Origin of the sequence: Pseudomonas cimarronensis, from assembly GCF_049331905.1 — a bacterium.
In the GTDB taxonomy this organism is placed as follows: Bacteria; Pseudomonadota; Gammaproteobacteria; order Pseudomonadales; family Pseudomonadaceae; genus Aquipseudomonas.
This window is the reverse complement of sequence record NZ_CP186283.1, coordinates 1-18,114: the sequence shown is the minus strand read 5'-3', so window position 1 is coordinate 18,114 and position 18,114 is coordinate 1. Positions and strand designations below refer to the sequence as shown.

Below are 18,114 nucleotides of genomic sequence, written 5' to 3'. Positions count from 1 at the left end.
CCAATGGTGGTATTGCAGAGGGGCAAGTGATGATCAAGGTCGGAATCGTCGGCGGCACGGGGTACACCGGTGTCGAGCTGTTGCGTTTGCTGGCGCAGCACCCGCAGGCACAGGTCGAGGTCATCACCTCGCGCTCCGAGGCCGGCATGCGTGTCGACGAGATGTACCCGAACCTGCGCGGTCATTACGACAGCCTGGCCTTCAGCGTGCCGGACGTGGCCACCCTGGGTGCCTGTGATGTGGTGTTCTTCGCCACGCCACATGGCGTCGCCCATGCACTGGCCGGCGAGTTGCTCGCCGCTGGCACCAAGGTGATCGACCTGTCGGCCGACTTCCGCCTGCAGGATGCCGATGAATGGGCCAAATGGTACGGCCAGCCCCACGGTGCGCCGGATCTGCTGCCTGAGGCAGTCTACGGCCTGCCCGAAGTCAATCGCGAAGCCATCAAACAGGCGCGCCTGATCGCTGTGCCGGGCTGTTACCCGACGGCCGCGCAACTGGCGCTGATTCCGCTGCTGGAAGCCGGCCTTGCCGATACCACGCAAGTGATCGCTGACTGTAAGTCGGGTGTCAGCGGCGCCGGCCGTGGTGCCAGCGTCGGCTCGCTGTTCAGCGAAGCCGGCGAAAGCATGAAAGCCTATGGCGTGAAGGGTCATCGCCATCTGCCGGAAATTCGCCAGGGCTTGCGGCGGGCGGCGGGTAAGGATGTCGGCCTGACCTTTGTGCCACATCTGACGCCAATGATTCGCGGTATTCACGCCACTCTGTACACCACCGTAGTCGATCGTTCGGTGGATCTGCAGGCGTTGTTCGAACAGCGCTATGCCAACGAGCCTTTCGTCGATGTGATGCCGGCCGGTAGCCACCCGGAAACCCGCAGCGTGCGCGGGGCCAACGTCTGCCGGATCGCCGTGCACCGTCCGCAGGATGGCGACCTGGTGGTGGTGCTCTCGGTGATCGACAACCTGGTCAAAGGTGCTTCCGGTCAGGCCGTGCAGAACATGAATATCCTCTTCGGCCTCGATGAACGCCTGGGGCTGTCGCACGCAGCCTTGCTGCCCTGATGGCGGGCTGGGAGGTTCGCCTGCACGACCCGGCGCGCGCGCGGCGCGTGCGCGTGTTCGTCGTGCTGCTGGTGCTGTGTATCCCGCTGGCCTTTTATGCCGGGAGCTTTTGGCAACAGCAGCGCCAGCCCGCTGTGCAGGTGGAGCCGGCGAGCGTGGCAGTACGCGATGAGCAGTTGCTGCGTGAGGTGGACGAGTTGCGCCAGCGTCTGGTGGTGCTCAGCAGCGCCGAGAAGGTTAGTCAGCAGGCCAATGAGCAAAGCCGTCTGAGCATCAAGCTGCTGGAGGAGCAAATCTACAAGCAGCAGCAGGACCTGGCGTTCTACAAGGGCGTACTGGCTCCGGCCAGTCGCCGCGAAGGACTACGGATCAAGACCTTTGAGCTGCAAGCCACGGACAGACCCGAGCATTTCCGCTACAAGATACTCCTGAGCCGCGTAGGGAAAGGCGAAACGCCGCTGGAAGGTCAGCTGCAGGTCTCTATAGTGGGCAAACAGGGTGAGCAGGATGTCACGCTTGAGCTGGCGGCGCTGACTGCAGGCTTGCCAGACGCGCTGCCTGGGCAAGCGATTGCCTTTGCCTTCAAGCACTTTCAGGCCATCCCCGAGGCCGGGCGCTTTGCCGAGTTGAAGTTACCTGAGGGTTTCACCCCGCGCGAAATCAAGGTGCGTGCCGAAGTGCAGGGCGAAAAGCCGCTGCTGCGCACGTTCAAGTGGAACAACGAGGAGTAACTGTTCCTTATGTGGAATAAAGACAAGGCGCGCCCTGACGTGCAGCGTTTCGCCGGCAAGACCAGTCTGATCGCGGTAGGCGCCGAGTTGCATGGTGATCTGCGATTTCAGGGTGCAGTACAGGTCGACGGTCAGGTGCATGGCAATCTGCTGGCCAGTGAAGGCATGGTGCGCGTCAGTGTGCAGGGCCGGGTTGAAGGTGAGATCCGCGCCCCCCACATCGTGATCGACGGTGAGGTCATCGGCGACGTCCACGCCAGCACGCATCTGGAACTCGGTTCGCGTGCGCGGGTGCGCGGCAATCTCTACTACGCCCTGATGGAAATGGCCATGGGGGCGCAAATCGAAGGGCGCCTGTGCCGCTTGCAGGACGAGGCGCGACCGCTGGAGCTGCCGCAACCGCAGGATGCCGCACAATAGTTGACCGCTTTTCTAGGGTAAGCGGATAATGCCGCTCAGAACGCAGTATGGCGCTTAGCGCCGGGAGTTAATCAGCATGAGCGTCGAAACCTTCACCCCCAGTGCGATGCAATTTACGCAGGGTGCGGCGAACAAGGTGAAGAGCCTGGTCGATGAAGAAGGCAACCCGCGCTTGAAGTTGCGCGTGTTTGTAACGGGAGGCGGCTGTTCCGGCTTCCAGTATGGTTTTACCTTCGATGAAGAGGTTGCCGAGGATGACACCATTATCGAGCGCGAAGGCGTGAGTCTGGTGGTTGATCCGATGAGCTTCCAGTACCTGGCAGGCGCTGAAGTCGATTATCAGGAAGGGCTGGAAGGGTCGCGGTTTGTCATCAAGAACCCCAACGCCACCACTACTTGCGGTTGCGGTTCTTCGTTCTCGATCTGATTCAGGTGGTTCACTGCAACGCCGTGCCTTGAGCACGGCGTTGTCGTTTCTTGCTGTTGGGTTGTGCTGCGATCAGGCGGGGTAGATCGCACCGAGAACCCGCAGGCCGCGTGCGCCCGTGACGCTGGGACGGTTGCCCGGAATACCTTCCAGGCAACAATGCGCCAGCCAGGCAAAGGCCATAGCTTCTACCCAGTCGGCGGGCACGCCTTGTTCATCGGTGCTGCTGACCTGGCACTGCGGCAGCAGCTGGGCCAGGCGCTGCATCAGCCTGTGATTGTGCGCGCCGCCGCCGCAGACCAGCAGCCGCTCGGTATTCTGTTGGGCGGCTTTGAGCGACTCGGTGATGCTGATCGCCGTCAGCTCCAGCAGGGTGGCCTGCACGTCCACTGCGGCCAAGGCTGGCAGGGTTTGCAGTTGTTGATCCAGCCAGTCCAGGTTGAACAGCTCACGGCCTGTGCTCTTCGGGCCTTCAGTCTGGAAGTAAGGGTTGCTCAGTAGCGTCTGCAGCAGGTGCGGCTGCACCTGGCCACTGGCGGCCCACTCTCCGTTATGGTCATAGGCTACGCCTTGATGGCGTTGTATCCAGGCATCCAGCAGTGCGTTGCCCGGCCCGCAGTCGAAGCCATATACTGGACGCTCAGGCTCCAGCAGGCTGAGATTGCTGAAGCCGCCGATATTGAGAATCGCGCAGATACTCTTTGGGCTTGCAAACAAGGCCTGATGAAAGGCCGGAACCAGCGGGGCGCCCTGGCCGCCAGCAGCCACATCCCGGCGGCGAAAATCACTGACTACGCAGATGCCGGTTAGCTCGGCCAGCAATGCCGGGTTGCCGATCTGCACAGTAAACCCTCGCGCAGGCTCATGGCGTACGGTCTGGCCATGGCTGCCGATGGCGCGAATACGCTGCGCGGCGATGCCGTGTTGCTTGAGTAGGTTGTTGATGCCCTGCGCGGCGAGGTGCGCCCACTGCTGCTCGGCGACAGCCGCGCGGGCTAGCTCATCTGCACCAGGGGCGCACAGGCTGAGTAGGTCGCTGCGCAGCGCGTCGGGCATCGGCAGGTAGTGGGTGCCGAGCAGCTGGGTCGTATCGGTCTGCTCAATCAGCGCAATGTCCAGCCCGTCGAGGCTGGTGCCGGACATCACGCCCAGGTAGAGAGGCATGGTTCAGCGCTGATTGTTGAGGGCGAGCATGGTGGACTTTTCTTTGTCCATTTGTGCCATCAGAGGTTTGCTCAGCTGCATAAAGCGTGCTTTCTCGCTGCTGGCAATCGGGTCGGCCATCGGTAGTTTCTGGCTCAGTGGGTCGACATGCACACCGTTGACCTGGAATTCATAGTGCAGGTGCGGTCCTGTGGACAAACCGGTAGTGCCGATATAACCGATGATCTGCCCTTGCTTGACGTTAGTGCCGCTGCGAATGCCTTTGGCAAAGCCGTTCATGTGGGCGTACAGGGTGCGGTAGCGCTGGCCGTGCTGGATGATCACCGCATTGCCGTAACCGCCATGCCGGCCGGCCAGGGTGATGCGCCCGTCGCCGGCCGCCTTGATCGGTGTGCCACGTGGCGCAGCGTAGTCCACACCCTTATGAGCGCGAATCTTGTTCAGTACTGGGTGACGACGGCCTGTGGAGAAGCGTGAGCTGATCCGGGCGAAGTCCACTGGAGTGCGGATAAAGGCTTTGCGCATGCTCTCGCCATTGGCGTTGTAGTAGCTGCTGTTGCCTTGTTTGTTGGTGTAACGCACGGCGGTGTAAGTCTTGCCGCGGTTGGTGAAACGTGCGGAGAGAATGTTGCCAGTACCAACCTGCTTGCCATTGACCACTTTCTTCTCGTAAATCAGCTCGAACTCGTCACCTTCACGAATATCCATGGCGAAGTCGATGTCGTAGCCGAATACGTTAGCCAGGTCCATGGTCAGGCTGTGCGACAGGCCGGCGCGTTTGGCCGAGAGAAACAGCGAGCTTTTGATCACGCCGTGGGTGTAGGTAGTCTGGATTTCAGGGTTGACCAGTTCGCGCTTGAAGCTGAAGCCCTTTTCGCTCTTGGTCAGAGCAATGCTTTCCAGGTCGCTGAGTTTGCTGTGCAGGCTTTCCAGCTGGCCGTCAGCACTCAGGTTGAACTCCAGAGCTTGGCCCACCTTAAGGCGTGTCAGTTGCTTGGCTTCTTTACTGCTGTTGAGCACGGCGTGCAGGGTAGTGGCGCTCAGGCCGACCTTGGCAAACACCGTGGACAGCGTATCGCCATTTTCAACGCGGACAATGCGGTGTAGCGGATCGGTTTCTTGAGGCTCTTCAGCTTGACTGGCCTGCTGCTCATCTTTGCGTGCGTCTGTTGCGTTGCTGGCGAAAGGCGACTCGTTCGGGGCGAGGCTCAGTGAATTGGCTGACTCGGGGTCATTCTGCTGCTCGGAATACTCGGCACCATTGTCCAGCTCAAGGTTTATAAAGGTCTTTTTAGCTTCTACTTCGCGGGTGGGAAAAACCAGGAGGGCTAGGCTCAGCAGGGCGGCGACGCCGCTGGCTGCCAGAATATGGCTTTTCGGATACAGAGGCGGCGCTTTAGTTGTAGAGGTCATAGGCGGCTTTTTGACTTTGAAAAGATGAAAAGAAAAATAGATAAACAAAATGATGAATATGCAGTAACTGTATAAAATATAACCAAATCGCTAGCTAGGCAACCCCGGTTGTCGCGCGCTGGTCTTAGCGTCGGCGGGTGGTGGGCAAAACTTGTGATTTGTCTGCGATCTTGTATGGTTGGTTCCCTTTTGTTTTGAGTGGTCGTGAGTCCTGTCATGAAGTCGGTTGAAGAGCAGTTGGCGCTGATCAAGCGTGGCGCGGAAGAGGTTCTGGTTGAGGCCGAGCTGGTTGAGAAACTCAAGCGTGGTCAGCCGCTGCGCATCAAGGCGGGCTTTGATCCGACCGCCCCGGACCTGCACCTTGGGCATACTGTGCTTATTAATAAGCTGCGTCAGTTCCAGGAGCTGGGGCATCAGGTGATTTTCCTGATTGGTGACTTCACTGGAATGATCGGTGACCCCAGCGGCAAAAGCGCGACTCGCCCGCCGTTGACCCGTGAGCAGGTGTTGGAGAATGCCGAGACCTACAAAAGCCAAGTGTTCAAGATCCTCGATCCGGCGAAAACCGAAGTCGCCTTCAACTCCACCTGGATGGACAAGATGGGGCCGGCTGACTTCATTCGTCTGACCTCGCAGTACACCGTGGCGCGCATGCTTGAGCGTGACGACTTCAGTAAGCGTTACTCGACCAATCAACCGATTGCTATCCATGAGTTCCTCTATCCGCTGGTGCAAGGCTATGACTCGGTTGCGCTGCGGGCGGATGTCGAGTTGGGTGGTACTGACCAGAAATTCAACCTGCTGATGGGGCGTGAGTTGCAGCGCTCCTATGGGCAGGCGTCACAGTGCATTGTCACCATGCCACTGCTCGAAGGGCTGGATGGTGTGAAGAAGATGTCCAAGTCGCTGGGTAACTACATTGGTATCCAGGAGTCGCCGGGCGTTATGTACAACAAGTTGGTGTCCATGCCGGATGTGCTGATGTGGCGCTACTTTGAGTTGCTCAGCTTCCGCTCCATGGATGAGATTGAGCAGTTCAAGCGTGATGTCGAGCAGGGCGCCAACCCGCGCGATATCAAAATCAAGCTGGCTGAAGAGATTGTGGCGCGTTTCCATGGCGAAGAGGCAGCGCTCAGTGCGCACCGTTCAGCGGGAAACCGCATGAAGGATGGTGAGCTGCCTGACGACTTGCCGGAGATCGAGGTGCTGTCCGCTGAGGATATGCCGATCGCTGCACTGCTGAATAAAGCTGGGTTGGTAAAGAATGCGGCGATGGCGCGTGATCTGCTGGGTTCTGGCGGTGTGCGTGTCGATGGCGAGGTCGTAGATCGCTCCTTTATATATAAAGTGGGCGCGGTACATGTTTGTCAGGCCGGTAAGAAAGCGTTCGCGCGGATTACGCTTAAGTCGGAGTAGTCTTTCTGCTGACTGCTGCGCGTTTGGTTCGACAAAGCCGTTGAAGCGTCAGCTTCAACGGCTTTGTCGTTTCTGCAGGCGACGCGGGCGTGTGTGGGGGCTGACTCTGGAGTTCGTGGCTTTTGAAACAAAAGCGCAATATTCGGTTGACCTTGGATTTTCTGTCCCTATAATGCGCAGCTCTTCAGGCGTAAGCGGCTCCTTAAACTTCTTATAAAACAAGAAGTTAGATTTAAAATAGGACTTGCAAAGCAGCGAAAGCTGCGTAGAATGCGCCACCTCTTCAGGTGGTGATGTTTGAGTCTGAAGAGCTTTGGTCGGGTAGGTCGAAAGCGGTAAAGAGGCGGTTGACAGCGGTTTGAAACGCTGTACAATTCGCCTCCCGCTGACGAGAAGCTAGGTGTTGATCGAAGGCGCAAGTGGTTGAGATTGAAAAGAAATTTTCGAAATCACTTGACGGAAGATGAGGCTGCTGTAGAATGCGCGCCTCGGTTGAGACGAAAGACTTAACCAACCGCTCTTTAACAACTGAATCAAGCAATTCGTGTGGGTGCTTGTGAGGTAAGACTGCTAGTCGCAAGATTATCAGCATCACAAGTAACACTCGTTAATTTGAGAGTTTTTTGTCGATTGCTGAGCCAAGTTTAGGGTTTTCTCAAAACCCAAGCAGTATTGAACTGAAGAGTTTGATCATGGCTCAGATTGAACGCTGGCGGCAGGCCTAACACATGCAAGTCGAGCGGTAGAGAGAAGCTTGCTTCTCTTGAGAGCGGCGGACGGGTGAGTAATGCCTAGGAATCTGCCTAGTGGTGGGGGATAACGTTCGGAAACGGACGCTAATACCGCATACGTCCTACGGGAGAAAGCGGGGGATCTTCGGACCTCGCGCCATTAGATGAGCCTAGGTCGGATTAGCTAGTTGGTGAGGTAATGGCTCACCAAGGCGACGATCCGTAACTGGTCTGAGAGGATGATCAGTCACACTGGAACTGAGACACGGTCCAGACTCCTACGGGAGGCAGCAGTGGGGAATATTGGACAATGGGCGAAAGCCTGATCCAGCCATGCCGCGTGTGTGAAGAAGGTCTTCGGATTGTAAAGCACTTTAAGTTGGGAGGAAGGGTAGTAGCCTAATACGTTGCTATTTTGACGTTACCGACAGAATAAGCACCGGCTAACTTCGTGCCAGCAGCCGCGGTAATACGAAGGGTGCAAGCGTTAATCGGAATTACTGGGCGTAAAGCGCGCGTAGGTGGTTCAGTAAGTTGGAAGTGAAATCCCCGGGCTCAACCTGGGAACTGCTTTCAAAACTGCTGAGCTAGAGTACGGTAGAGGGTGGTGGAATTTCCTGTGTAGCGGTGAAATGCGTAGATATAGGAAGGAACACCAGTGGCGAAGGCGACCACCTGGACTGATACTGACACTGAGGTGCGAAAGCGTGGGGAGCAAACAGGATTAGATACCCTGGTAGTCCACGCCGTAAACGATGTCAACTAGCCGTTGGAATCCTTGAGATTTTAGTGGCGCAGCTAACGCATTAAGTTGACCGCCTGGGGAGTACGGCCGCAAGGTTAAAACTCAAATGAATTGACGGGGGCCCGCACAAGCGGTGGAGCATGTGGTTTAATTCGAAGCAACGCGAAGAACCTTACCTGGCCTTGACATGCTGAGAACTTTCCAGAGATGGATTGGTGCCTTCGGGAACTCAGACACAGGTGCTGCATGGCTGTCGTCAGCTCGTGTCGTGAGATGTTGGGTTAAGTCCCGTAACGAGCGCAACCCTTGTCCTTAGTTACCAGCACCTCGGGTGGGAACTCTAAGGAGACTGCCGGTGACAAACCGGAGGAAGGTGGGGATGACGTCAAGTCATCATGGCCCTTACGGCCAGGGCTACACACGTGCTACAATGGTCGGTACAAAGGGTTGCCAAGCCGCGAGGTGGAGCTAATCCCATAAAACCGATCGTAGTCCGGATCGCAGTCTGCAACTCGACTGCGTGAAGTCGGAATCGCTAGTAATCGTGAATCAGAATGTCACGGTGAATACGTTCCCGGGCCTTGTACACACCGCCCGTCACACCATGGGAGTGGGTTGCACCAGAAGTAGCTAGTCTAACCGCAAGGGGGACGGTTACCACGGTGTGATTCATGACTGGGGTGAAGTCGTAACAAGGTAGCCGTAGGGGAACCTGCGGCTGGATCACCTCCTTAATCGAAGACTTCAGCTTCTTCATAAGTTCCCACACGAATTGCTTGATTCATTGCGAAAGACGATTGGGTCTGTAGCTCAGTTGGTTAGAGCGCACCCCTGATAAGGGTGAGGTCGGCAGTTCGAATCTGCCCAGACCCACCAATTGTTGTGGGGTTAGGCCTTCGATGTAATTGGGGCCATAGCTCAGCTGGGAGAGCGCCTGCCTTGCACGCAGGAGGTCAGCGGTTCGATCCCGCTTGGCTCCACCATTTACAGCATCGTTTAGAGTTCAGAAATGAACGTTCCTGCACAAGCAGATGAATGTTGATTTCTGGTCTTTGACCAGTAACAAATCGTTCTTTAAAAATTTGGGTATGTGATAGAAGTGACTGATTGATTACTTTCACTGGTAATTAATCTGGTCAAGGTAAAATTTGTAGTTCTCAATTGCAAATTTTCGGCGAATGTCGTCTTCACGTTAGAGACAATAACCAGATTGCTTGGGGTTATATGGTCAAGTGAAGAAGCGCATACGGTGGATGCCTTGGCAGTCAGAGGCGATGAAAGACGTTGTAGCCTGCGATAAGCTCCGGGGAGTCGGCAAACAGACTTTGATCCGGAGATCTCTGAATGGGGAAACCCAGCCAGCATAAGCTGGTTATTACACACTGAATACATAGGTGTGTAAGGCGAACCAGGGGAACTGAAACATCTAAGTACCCTGAGGAATAGAAATCAACCGAGATTCCCTTAGTAGTGGCGAGCGAACGGGGACTAGCCCTTAAGTTGATTTGAGAATAGTGGAAGGCTCTGGAAAGTGCCGCCGTAGTGGGTGATAGCCCCGTACACGAAATTCTCTTATCAATGAAATCGAGTAGGACGGAGCACGAGAAACTTTGTCTGAATATGGGGGGACCATCCTCCAAGGCTAAATACTACTGACTGACCGATAGTGAACTAGTACCGTGAGGGAAAGGCGAAAAGAACCCCGGAGAGGGGAGTGAAATAGATCCTGAAACCGTATGCGTACAAGCAGTGGGAGCCCACTTTGTTGGGTGACTGCGTACCTTTTGTATAATGGGTCAGCGACTTATATTCAGTGGCAAGCTTAACCGAATAGGGGAGGCGTAGCGAAAGCGAGTCTTAATAGGGCGTTTAGTCGCTGGGTATAGACCCGAAACCGGGCGATCTATCCATGGGCAGGTTGAAGGTTAGGTAACACTGACTGGAGGACCGAACCGACTACCGTTGAAAAGTTAGCGGATGACCTGTGGATCGGAGTGAAAGGCTAATCAAGCTCGGAGATAGCTGGTTCTCCTCGAAAGCTATTTAGGTAGCGCCTCGTGTATCACTGCTGGGGGTAGAGCACTGTTTCGGCTAGGGGGTCATCCCGACTTACCAAACCGATGCAAACTCCGAATACCAGCAAGTGTCAGCACGGGAGACACACGGCGGGTGCTAACGTCCGTCGTGAAAAGGGAAACAACCCAGACCGTCAGCTAAGGTCCCAAAGTTATGGTTAAGTGGGAAACGATGTGGGAAGGCTTAGACAGCTAGGAGGTTGGCTTAGAAGCAGCCACCCTTTAAAGAAAGCGTAATAGCTCACTAGTCGAGTCGGCCTGCGCGGAAGATGTAACGGGGCTCAAACCATACACCGAAGCTACGGGTTCAACGTAAGTTGAGCGGTAGAGGAGCGTTCTGTAAGCCTGTGAAGGTGAGTTGAGAAGCTTGCTGGAGGTATCAGAAGTGCGAATGCTGACATGAGTAACGACAATGGGAGTGAAAAACTCCCACGCCGAAAGACCAAGGTTTCCTGCGCAACGTTAATCGACGCAGGGTGAGTCGGCCCCTAAGGCGAGGCAGAAATGCGTAGTCGATGGGAAACGGGTTAATATTCCCGTACTTCTAATTACTGCGATGGAGGGACGGAGAAGGCTAGGCCAGCACGGCGTTGGTTGTCCGTGTTTAAGGTAGTAGGCTGGTTTCTTAGGTAAATCCGGGAAATCAAGGCCGAGAACTGATGACGAGTTATCTTTTAGATGACGAAGTGGTTGATGCCATGCTTCCAGGAAAAGCTTCTAAGCTTCAGGTAATTAGGAACCGTACCCCAAACCGACACAGGTGGTTAGGTAGAGAATACCAAGGCGCTTGAGAGAACTCGGGTGAAGGAACTAGGCAAAATGGCACCGTAACTTCGGGAGAAGGTGCGCCGGTGAGGGTGAAGTATTTACTACGTAAGCCCATGCCGGTCGAAGATACCAGGCCGCTGCGACTGTTTATTAAAAACACAGCACTCTGCAAACACGAAAGTGGACGTATAGGGTGTGACGCCTGCCCGGTGCCGGAAGGTTAATTGATGGGGTTAGCTAACGCGAAGCTCTTGATCGAAGCCCCGGTAAACGGCGGCCGTAACTATAACGGTCCTAAGGTAGCGAAATTCCTTGTCGGGTAAGTTCCGACCTGCACGAATGGCGTAACGATGGCGGCGCTGTCTCCACCCGAGACTCAGTGAAATTGAAATCGCTGTGAAGATGCAGTGTATCCGCGGCTAGACGGAAAGACCCCGTGAACCTTTACTATAGCTTTGCACTGGACTTTGAGTTTACTTGTGTAGGATAGGTGGGAGGCTTTGAAGCGTGGACGCCAGTTCGCGTGGAGCCATCCTTGAAATACCACCCTGGTAACCTTGAGGTTCTAACTCTGGTCCGTTATCCGGATCGAGGACAGTGTATGGTGGGTAGTTTGACTGGGGCGGTCTCCTCCTAAAGAGTAACGGAGGAGTACGAAGGTGCGCTCAGACCGGTCGGAAATCGGTCGTAGAGTATAAAGGCAAAAGCGCGCTTGACTGCGAGACAGACACGTCGAGCAGGTACGAAAGTAGGTCTTAGTGATCCGGTGGTTCTGTATGGAAGGGCCATCGCTCAACGGATAAAAGGTACTCCGGGGATAACAGGCTGATACCGCCCAAGAGTTCATATCGACGGCGGTGTTTGGCACCTCGATGTCGGCTCATCACATCCTGGGGCTGAAGCCGGTCCCAAGGGTATGGCTGTTCGCCATTTAAAGTGGTACGCGAGCTGGGTTTAGAACGTCGTGAGACAGTTCGGTCCCTATCTGCCGTGGACGTTTGAGATTTGAGAGGGGCTGCTCCTAGTACGAGAGGACCGGAGTGGACGAACCTCTGGTGTTCCGGTTGTCACGCCAGTGGCATTGCCGGGTAGCTATGTTCGGAAAAGATAACCGCTGAAAGCATCTAAGCGGGAAACTTGCCTCAAGATGAGATCTCACTGGAACCTTGAGTTCCCTAAAGGGCCGTCGAAGACTACGACGTTGATAGGTTGGGTGTGTAAGCGCTGTGAGGCGTTGAGCTAACCAATACTAATTGCCCGTGAGGCTTGACCATATAACACCCAAACAATTTGATGTTTGTGTGTCTCTATGAAGACTACAACAGCCGAAAATTTGTAAGACTGCAAAACCAAGACATCACATACCCAATTCGGGATAGCGCTTCACCGCGACATCCCAGCTGAATCGCTTGACGACCATAGAGCATTGGAACCACCTGATCCCATCCCGAACTCAGTAGTGAAACGATGCATCGCCGATGGTAGTGTGGGGTTTCCCCATGTGAGAGTAGGTCATCGTCAAGCACCTATACCAAAACCCCCGATCGTGAAAACGGTCGGGGGTTTTACTATTAGTACAAGCATGAAGTTTTGAGCGATCAGAACGACTGCTTAAAAGTTACAGATGCAAGTGGTTGAGTAGATAGAACTTTTCTGAAAAGAACTTCGAAAAACAGCTTGACGGAAGATGAGGCTGCTGTAGAATGCGCGCCTCGGTTGAGGCGAAAGACTTAACCAACCGCTCTTTAACAACTGAATCAAGCAATTCGTGTGGGTGCTTGTGAGGTAAGACTGCTGGTCGCAAGATTATCAGCATCACAAGTAACACTCGTTAATTTGAGAGTTTTTTGTCGATTGCTGAGCCAAGTTTAGGGTTTTCTCAAAACCCAAGCAGTATTGAACTGAAGAGTTTGATCATGGCTCAGATTGAACGCTGGCGGCAGGCCTAACACATGCAAGTCGAGCGGTAGAGAGGAGCTTGCTTCTCTTGAGAGCGGCGGACGGGTGAGTAATGCCTAGGAATCTGCCTAGTGGTGGGGGATAACGTTCGGAAACGGACGCTAATACCGCATACGTCCTACGGGAGAAAGCGGGGGATCTTCGGACCTCGCGCCATTAGATGAGCCTAGGTCGGATTAGCTAGTTGGTGAGGTAATGGCTCACCAAGGCGACGATCCGTAACTGGTCTGAGAGGATGATCAGTCACACTGGAACTGAGACACGGTCCAGACTCCTACGGGAGGCAGCAGTGGGGAATATTGGACAATGGGCGAAAGCCTGATCCAGCCATGCCGCGTGTGTGAAGAAGGTCTTCGGATTGTAAAGCACTTTAAGTTGGGAGGAAGGGTAGTAGCCTAATACGTTGCTATTTTGACGTTACCGACAGAATAAGCACCGGCTAACTTCGTGCCAGCAGCCGCGGTAATACGAAGGGTGCAAGCGTTAATCGGAATTACTGGGCGTAAAGCGCGCGTAGGTGGTTCAGTAAGTTGGAAGTGAAATCCCCGGGCTCAACCTGGGAACTGCTTTCAAAACTGCTGAGCTAGAGTACGGTAGAGGGTGGTGGAATTTCCTGTGTAGCGGTGAAATGCGTAGATATAGGAAGGAACACCAGTGGCGAAGGCGACCACCTGGACTGATACTGACACTGAGGTGCGAAAGCGTGGGGAGCAAACAGGATTAGATACCCTGGTAGTCCACGCCGTAAACGATGTCAACTAGCCGTTGGAATCCTTGAGATTTTAGTGGCGCAGCTAACGCATTAAGTTGACCGCCTGGGGAGTACGGCCGCAAGGTTAAAACTCAAATGAATTGACGGGGGCCCGCACAAGCGGTGGAGCATGTGGTTTAATTCGAAGCAACGCGAAGAACCTTACCTGGCCTTGACATGCTGAGAACTTTCCAGAGATGGATTGGTGCCTTCGGGAACTCAGACACAGGTGCTGCATGGCTGTCGTCAGCTCGTGTCGTGAGATGTTGGGTTAAGTCCCGTAACGAGCGCAACCCTTGTCCTTAGTTACCAGCACCTCGGGTGGGAACTCTAAGGAGACTGCCGGTGACAAACCGGAGGAAGGTGGGGATGACGTCAAGTCATCATGGCCCTTACGGCCAGGGCTACACACGTGCTACAATGGTCGGTACAAAGGGTTGCCAAGCCGCGAGGTGGAGCTAATCCCATAAAACCGATCGTAGTCCGGATCGCAGTCTGCAACTCGACTGCGTGAAGTCGGAATCGCTAGTAATCGTGAATCAGAATGTCACGGTGAATACGTTCCCGGGCCTTGTACACACCGCCCGTCACACCATGGGAGTGGGTTGCACCAGAAGTAGCTAGTCTAACCGCAAGGGGGACGGTTACCACGGTGTGATTCATGACTGGGGTGAAGTCGTAACAAGGTAGCCGTAGGGGAACCTGCGGCTGGATCACCTCCTTAATCGAAGACTTCAGCTTCTTCATAAGTTCCCACACGAATTGCTTGATTCATTGCGAAAGACGATTGGGTCTGTAGCTCAGTTGGTTAGAGCGCACCCCTGATAAGGGTGAGGTCGGCAGTTCGAATCTGCCCAGACCCACCAATTGTTGTGGGGTTAGGCCTTCGATGTAATTGGGGCCATAGCTCAGCTGGGAGAGCGCCTGCCTTGCACGCAGGAGGTCAGCGGTTCGATCCCGCTTGGCTCCACCATTTACAGCATCGTTTAGAGTTCAGAAATGAACGTTCCTGCACAAGCAGATGAATGTTGATTTCTGGTCTTTGACCAGTAACAAATCGTTCTTTAAAAATTTGGGTATGTGATAGAAGTGACTGATTGATTACTTTCACTGGTAATTAATCTGGTCAAGGTAAAATTTGTAGTTCTCAATTGCAAATTTTCGGCGAATGTCGTCTTCACGTTAGAGACAATAACCAGATTGCTTGGGGTTATATGGTCAAGTGAAGAAGCGCATACGGTGGATGCCTTGGCAGTCAGAGGCGATGAAAGACGTTGTAGCCTGCGATAAGCTCCGGGGAGTCGGCAAACAGACTTTGATCCGGAGATCTCTGAATGGGGAAACCCAGCCAGCATAAGCTGGTTATTACACACTGAATACATAGGTGTGTAAGGCGAACCAGGGGAACTGAAACATCTAAGTACCCTGAGGAATAGAAATCAACCGAGATTCCCTTAGTAGTGGCGAGCGAACGGGGACTAGCCCTTAAGTTGATTTGAGAATAGTGGAAGGCTCTGGAAAGTGCCGCCGTAGTGGGTGATAGCCCCGTACACGAAATTCTCTTATCAATGAAATCGAGTAGGACGGAGCACGAGAAACTTTGTCTGAATATGGGGGGACCATCCTCCAAGGCTAAATACTACTGACTGACCGATAGTGAACTAGTACCGTGAGGGAAAGGCGAAAAGAACCCCGGAGAGGGGAGTGAAATAGATCCTGAAACCGTATGCGTACAAGCAGTGGGAGCCCACTTTGTTGGGTGACTGCGTACCTTTTGTATAATGGGTCAGCGACTTATATTCAGTGGCAAGCTTAACCGAATAGGGGAGGCGTAGCGAAAGCGAGTCTTAATAGGGCGTTTAGTCGCTGGGTATAGACCCGAAACCGGGCGATCTATCCATGGGCAGGTTGAAGGTTAGGTAACACTGACTGGAGGACCGAACCGACTACCGTTGAAAAGTTAGCGGATGACCTGTGGATCGGAGTGAAAGGCTAATCAAGCTCGGAGATAGCTGGTTCTCCTCGAAAGCTATTTAGGTAGCGCCTCGTGTATCACTGCTGGGGGTAGAGCACTGTTTCGGCTAGGGGGTCATCCCGACTTACCAAACCGATGCAAACTCCGAATACCAGCAAGTGTCAGCACGGGAGACACACGGCGGGTGCTAACGTCCGTCGTGAAAAGGGAAACAACCCAGACCGTCAGCTAAGGTCCCAAAGTTATGGTTAAGTGGGAAACGATGTGGGAAGGCTTAGACAGCTAGGAGGTTGGCTTAGAAGCAGCCACCCTTTAAAGAAAGCGTAATAGCTCACTAGTCGAGTCGGCCTGCGCGGAAGATGTAACGGGGCTCAAACCATACACCGAAGCTACGGGTTCAACGTAAGTTGAGCGGTAGAGGAGCGTTCTGTAAGCCTGTGAAGGTGAGTTGAGAAGCTTGCTGGAGGTATCAGAAGTGCGAATGCTGACATGAGTAACGACAATGGGAGTGAAAAACTCCCACGCCGAAAGACCAAGGTTTCCTGCGCAACGTTAATCGACGCAGGGTGAGTCGGCCCCTAAGGCGAGGCAGAAATGCGTAGTCGATGGGAAACGGGTTAATATTCCCGTACTTCTAATTACTGCGATGGAGGGACGGAGAAGGCTAGGCCAGCACGGCGTTGGTTGTCCGTGTTTAAGGTAGTAGGCTGGTTTCTTAGGTAAATCCGGGAAATCAAGGCCGAGAACTGATGACGAGTTATCTTTTAGATGACGAAGTGGTTGATGCCATGCTTCCAGGAAAAGCTTCTAAGCTTCAGGTAATTAGGAACCGTACCCCAAACCGACACAGGTGGTTAGGTAGAGAATACCAAGGCGCTTGAGAGAACTCGGGTGAAGGAACTAGGCAAAATGGCACCGTAACTTCGGGAGAAGGTGCGCCGGTGAGGGTGAAGTATTTACTACGTAAGCCCATGCCGGTCGAAGATACCAGGCCGCTGCGACTGTTTATTAAAAACACAGCACTCTGCAAACACGAAAGTGGACGTATAGGGTGTGACGCCTGCCCGGTGCCGGAAGGTTAATTGATGGGGTTAGCTAACGCGAAGCTCTTGATCGAAGCCCCGGTAAACGGCGGCCGTAACTATAACGGTCCTAAGGTAGCGAAATTCCTTGTCGGGTAAGTTCCGACCTGCACGAATGGCGTAACGATGGCGGCGCTGTCTCCACCCGAGACTCAGTGAAATTGAAATCGCTGTGAAGATGCAGTGTATCCGCGGCTAGACGGAAAGACCCCGTGAACCTTTACTATAGCTTTGCACTGGACTTTGAGTTTACTTGTGTAGGATAGGTGGGAGGCTTTGAAGCGTGGACGCCAGTTCGCGTGGAGCCATCCTTGAAATACCACCCTGGTAACCTTGAGGTTCTAACTCTGGTCCGTTATCCGGATCGAGGACAGTGTATGGTGGGTAGTTTGACTGGGGCGGTCTCCTCCTAAAGAGTAACGGAGGAGTACGAAGGTGCGCTCAGACCGGTCGGAAATCGGTCGTAGAGTATAAAGGCAAAAGCGCGCTTGACTGCGAGACAGACACGTCGAGCAGGTACGAAAGTAGGTCTTAGTGATCCGGTGGTTCTGTATGGAAGGGCCATCGCTCAACGGATAAAAGGTACTCCGGGGATAACAGGCTGATACCGCCCAAGAGTTCATATCGACGGCGGTGTTTGGCACCTCGATGTCGGCTCATCACATCCTGGGGCTGAAGCCGGTCCCAAGGGTATGGCTGTTCGCCATTTAAAGTGGTACGCGAGCTGGGTTTAGAACGTCGTGAGACAGTTCGGTCCCTATCTGCCGTGGACGTTTGAGATTTGAGAGGGGCTGCTCCTAGTACGAGAGGACCGGAGTGGACGAACCTCTGGTGTTCCGGTTGTCACGCCAGTGGCATTGCCGGGTAGCTATGTTCGGAAAAGATAACCGCTGAAAGCATCTAAGCGGGAAACTTGCCTCAAGATGAGATCTCACTGGAACCTTGAGTTCCCTAAAGGGCCGTCGAAGACTACGACGTTGATAGGTTGGGTGTGTAAGCGCTGTGAGGCGTTGAGCTAACCAATACTAATTGCCCGTGAGGCTTGACCATATAACACCCAAACAATTTGATGTTTGTGTGTCTCTATGAAGACTACAACAGCCGAAAATTTGTAAGACTGCAAAACCAAGACATCACATACCCAATTCGGGATAGCGCTTCACCGCGACATCCCAGCTGAATCGCTTGACGACCATAGAGCATTGGAACCACCTGATCCCATCCCGAACTCAGTAGTGAAACGATGCATCGCCGATGGTAGTGTGGGGTTTCCCCATGTGAGAGTAGGTCATCGTCAAGCACCTACACCAAAACCCCCGATCGTGAAAACGGTCGGGGGTTTTACTTTGTGCAGCGAAAACATAACGCGACCACGTGAGCCGTTGATAGGCAA

The 18,114-nt window shown here is 54.1% G+C and carries 7 protein-coding genes, 4 tRNA genes and 6 rRNA genes; 15 read left to right on the top strand and 2 right to left on the bottom strand.

Annotated features, from left to right (window positions below):
- Positions 1 to 29 precede the first annotated feature (29 nt).
- The 4 genes from argC (at position 30) to erpA (ending at position 2,642) form a co-directional block, all read left to right on the top strand.
- Positions 30 to 1,064 (top strand): N-acetyl-gamma-glutamyl-phosphate reductase, encoded by a 1,035-nt coding sequence (gene argC / locus ACOCLD_RS00085; protein WP_233685234.1) that lies wholly within the window; start codon positions 30 to 32, stop codon positions 1,062 to 1,064.
- Complete coding sequence (locus ACOCLD_RS00080) at positions 1,064 to 1,795, top strand: DUF6776 family protein (RefSeq protein WP_422910371.1); 732 nt, start codon at positions 1,064 to 1,066, stop codon at positions 1,793 to 1,795. The genes argC and ACOCLD_RS00080 overlap by 1 nt, the downstream gene beginning before the upstream one ends.
- 9 nt (positions 1,796 to 1,804) lie before the next feature.
- Entirely contained in the window at positions 1,805 to 2,215 is a 411-nt protein-coding gene (locus ACOCLD_RS00075) for a bactofilin family protein (RefSeq protein WP_422910370.1), read from the top strand.
- A 76-nt stretch (positions 2,216 to 2,291) separates the two neighbouring features.
- On the top strand, positions 2,292 to 2,642 hold the full coding sequence (gene erpA / locus ACOCLD_RS00070) for an iron-sulfur cluster insertion protein ErpA (protein ID WP_233685231.1): 351 nt from the start codon (positions 2,292 to 2,294) through the stop codon (positions 2,640 to 2,642).
- A 72-nt stretch (positions 2,643 to 2,714) separates the two neighbouring features.
- Here the strand turns inward: erpA and ACOCLD_RS00065 are convergent, their stop codons facing one another.
- A complete protein-coding gene (locus tag ACOCLD_RS00065; protein ID WP_422910369.1) occupies positions 2,715 to 3,806 on the bottom strand; it encodes an anhydro-N-acetylmuramic acid kinase in 1,092 nt (363 codons plus the stop codon).
- Positions 3,807 to 3,809: 3 nt separating this feature from the next.
- Positions 3,810 to 5,219: a peptidoglycan DD-metalloendopeptidase family protein gene (locus ACOCLD_RS00060; protein WP_422910368.1), complete on the bottom strand. Its 1,410-nt coding sequence runs from the start codon at positions 5,217 to 5,219 to the stop codon at positions 3,810 to 3,812.
- A gap of 216 nt (positions 5,220 to 5,435) precedes the next feature.
- Between ACOCLD_RS00060 and tyrS the strand changes: the two genes are divergently transcribed.
- The 11 genes from tyrS to rrf (ACOCLD_RS00005) all read left to right on the top strand — a co-directional run bounded on the left by tyrS (position 5,436) and on the right by rrf (ACOCLD_RS00005) (position 18,021).
- On the top strand, positions 5,436 to 6,635 hold the full coding sequence (tyrS, locus tag ACOCLD_RS00055; RefSeq protein ID WP_422910367.1) for a tyrosine--tRNA ligase: 1,200 nt from the start codon (positions 5,436 to 5,438) through the stop codon (positions 6,633 to 6,635).
- Between the two features lie 674 nt (positions 6,636 to 7,309).
- A 16S ribosomal RNA gene (locus tag ACOCLD_RS00050) occupies positions 7,310 to 8,845 on the top strand.
- 65 nt (positions 8,846 to 8,910) lie between these two features.
- Positions 8,911 to 8,987, top strand: a tRNA-Ile gene (locus tag ACOCLD_RS00045).
- A 31-nt stretch (positions 8,988 to 9,018) separates the two neighbouring features.
- A tRNA-Ala gene (locus ACOCLD_RS00040) sits at positions 9,019 to 9,094 on the top strand.
- 243 nt (positions 9,095 to 9,337) lie between these two features.
- A 23S ribosomal RNA gene (locus ACOCLD_RS00035) occupies positions 9,338 to 12,228 on the top strand.
- Between the two features lie 134 nt (positions 12,229 to 12,362).
- Positions 12,363 to 12,478: ribosomal RNA gene (rrf, locus tag ACOCLD_RS00030) — 5S ribosomal RNA — on the top strand.
- A gap of 374 nt (positions 12,479 to 12,852) precedes the next feature.
- A 16S ribosomal RNA gene (locus ACOCLD_RS00025) occupies positions 12,853 to 14,388 on the top strand.
- A 65-nt stretch (positions 14,389 to 14,453) separates the two neighbouring features.
- A tRNA-Ile gene (locus ACOCLD_RS00020) sits at positions 14,454 to 14,530 on the top strand.
- Positions 14,531 to 14,561: 31 nt separating this feature from the next.
- A tRNA-Ala gene (locus ACOCLD_RS00015) sits at positions 14,562 to 14,637 on the top strand.
- 243 nt (positions 14,638 to 14,880) lie between these two features.
- Positions 14,881 to 17,771: ribosomal RNA gene (locus ACOCLD_RS00010) — 23S ribosomal RNA — on the top strand.
- Between the two features lie 134 nt (positions 17,772 to 17,905).
- Positions 17,906 to 18,021, top strand: a 5S ribosomal RNA gene (rrf, locus tag ACOCLD_RS00005).
- Together the 16S, 23S and 5S rRNA genes with 4 tRNA genes alongside form the textbook arrangement of a ribosomal RNA operon.
- The last annotated feature ends 93 nt before the right edge of the window (positions 18,022 to 18,114 follow it).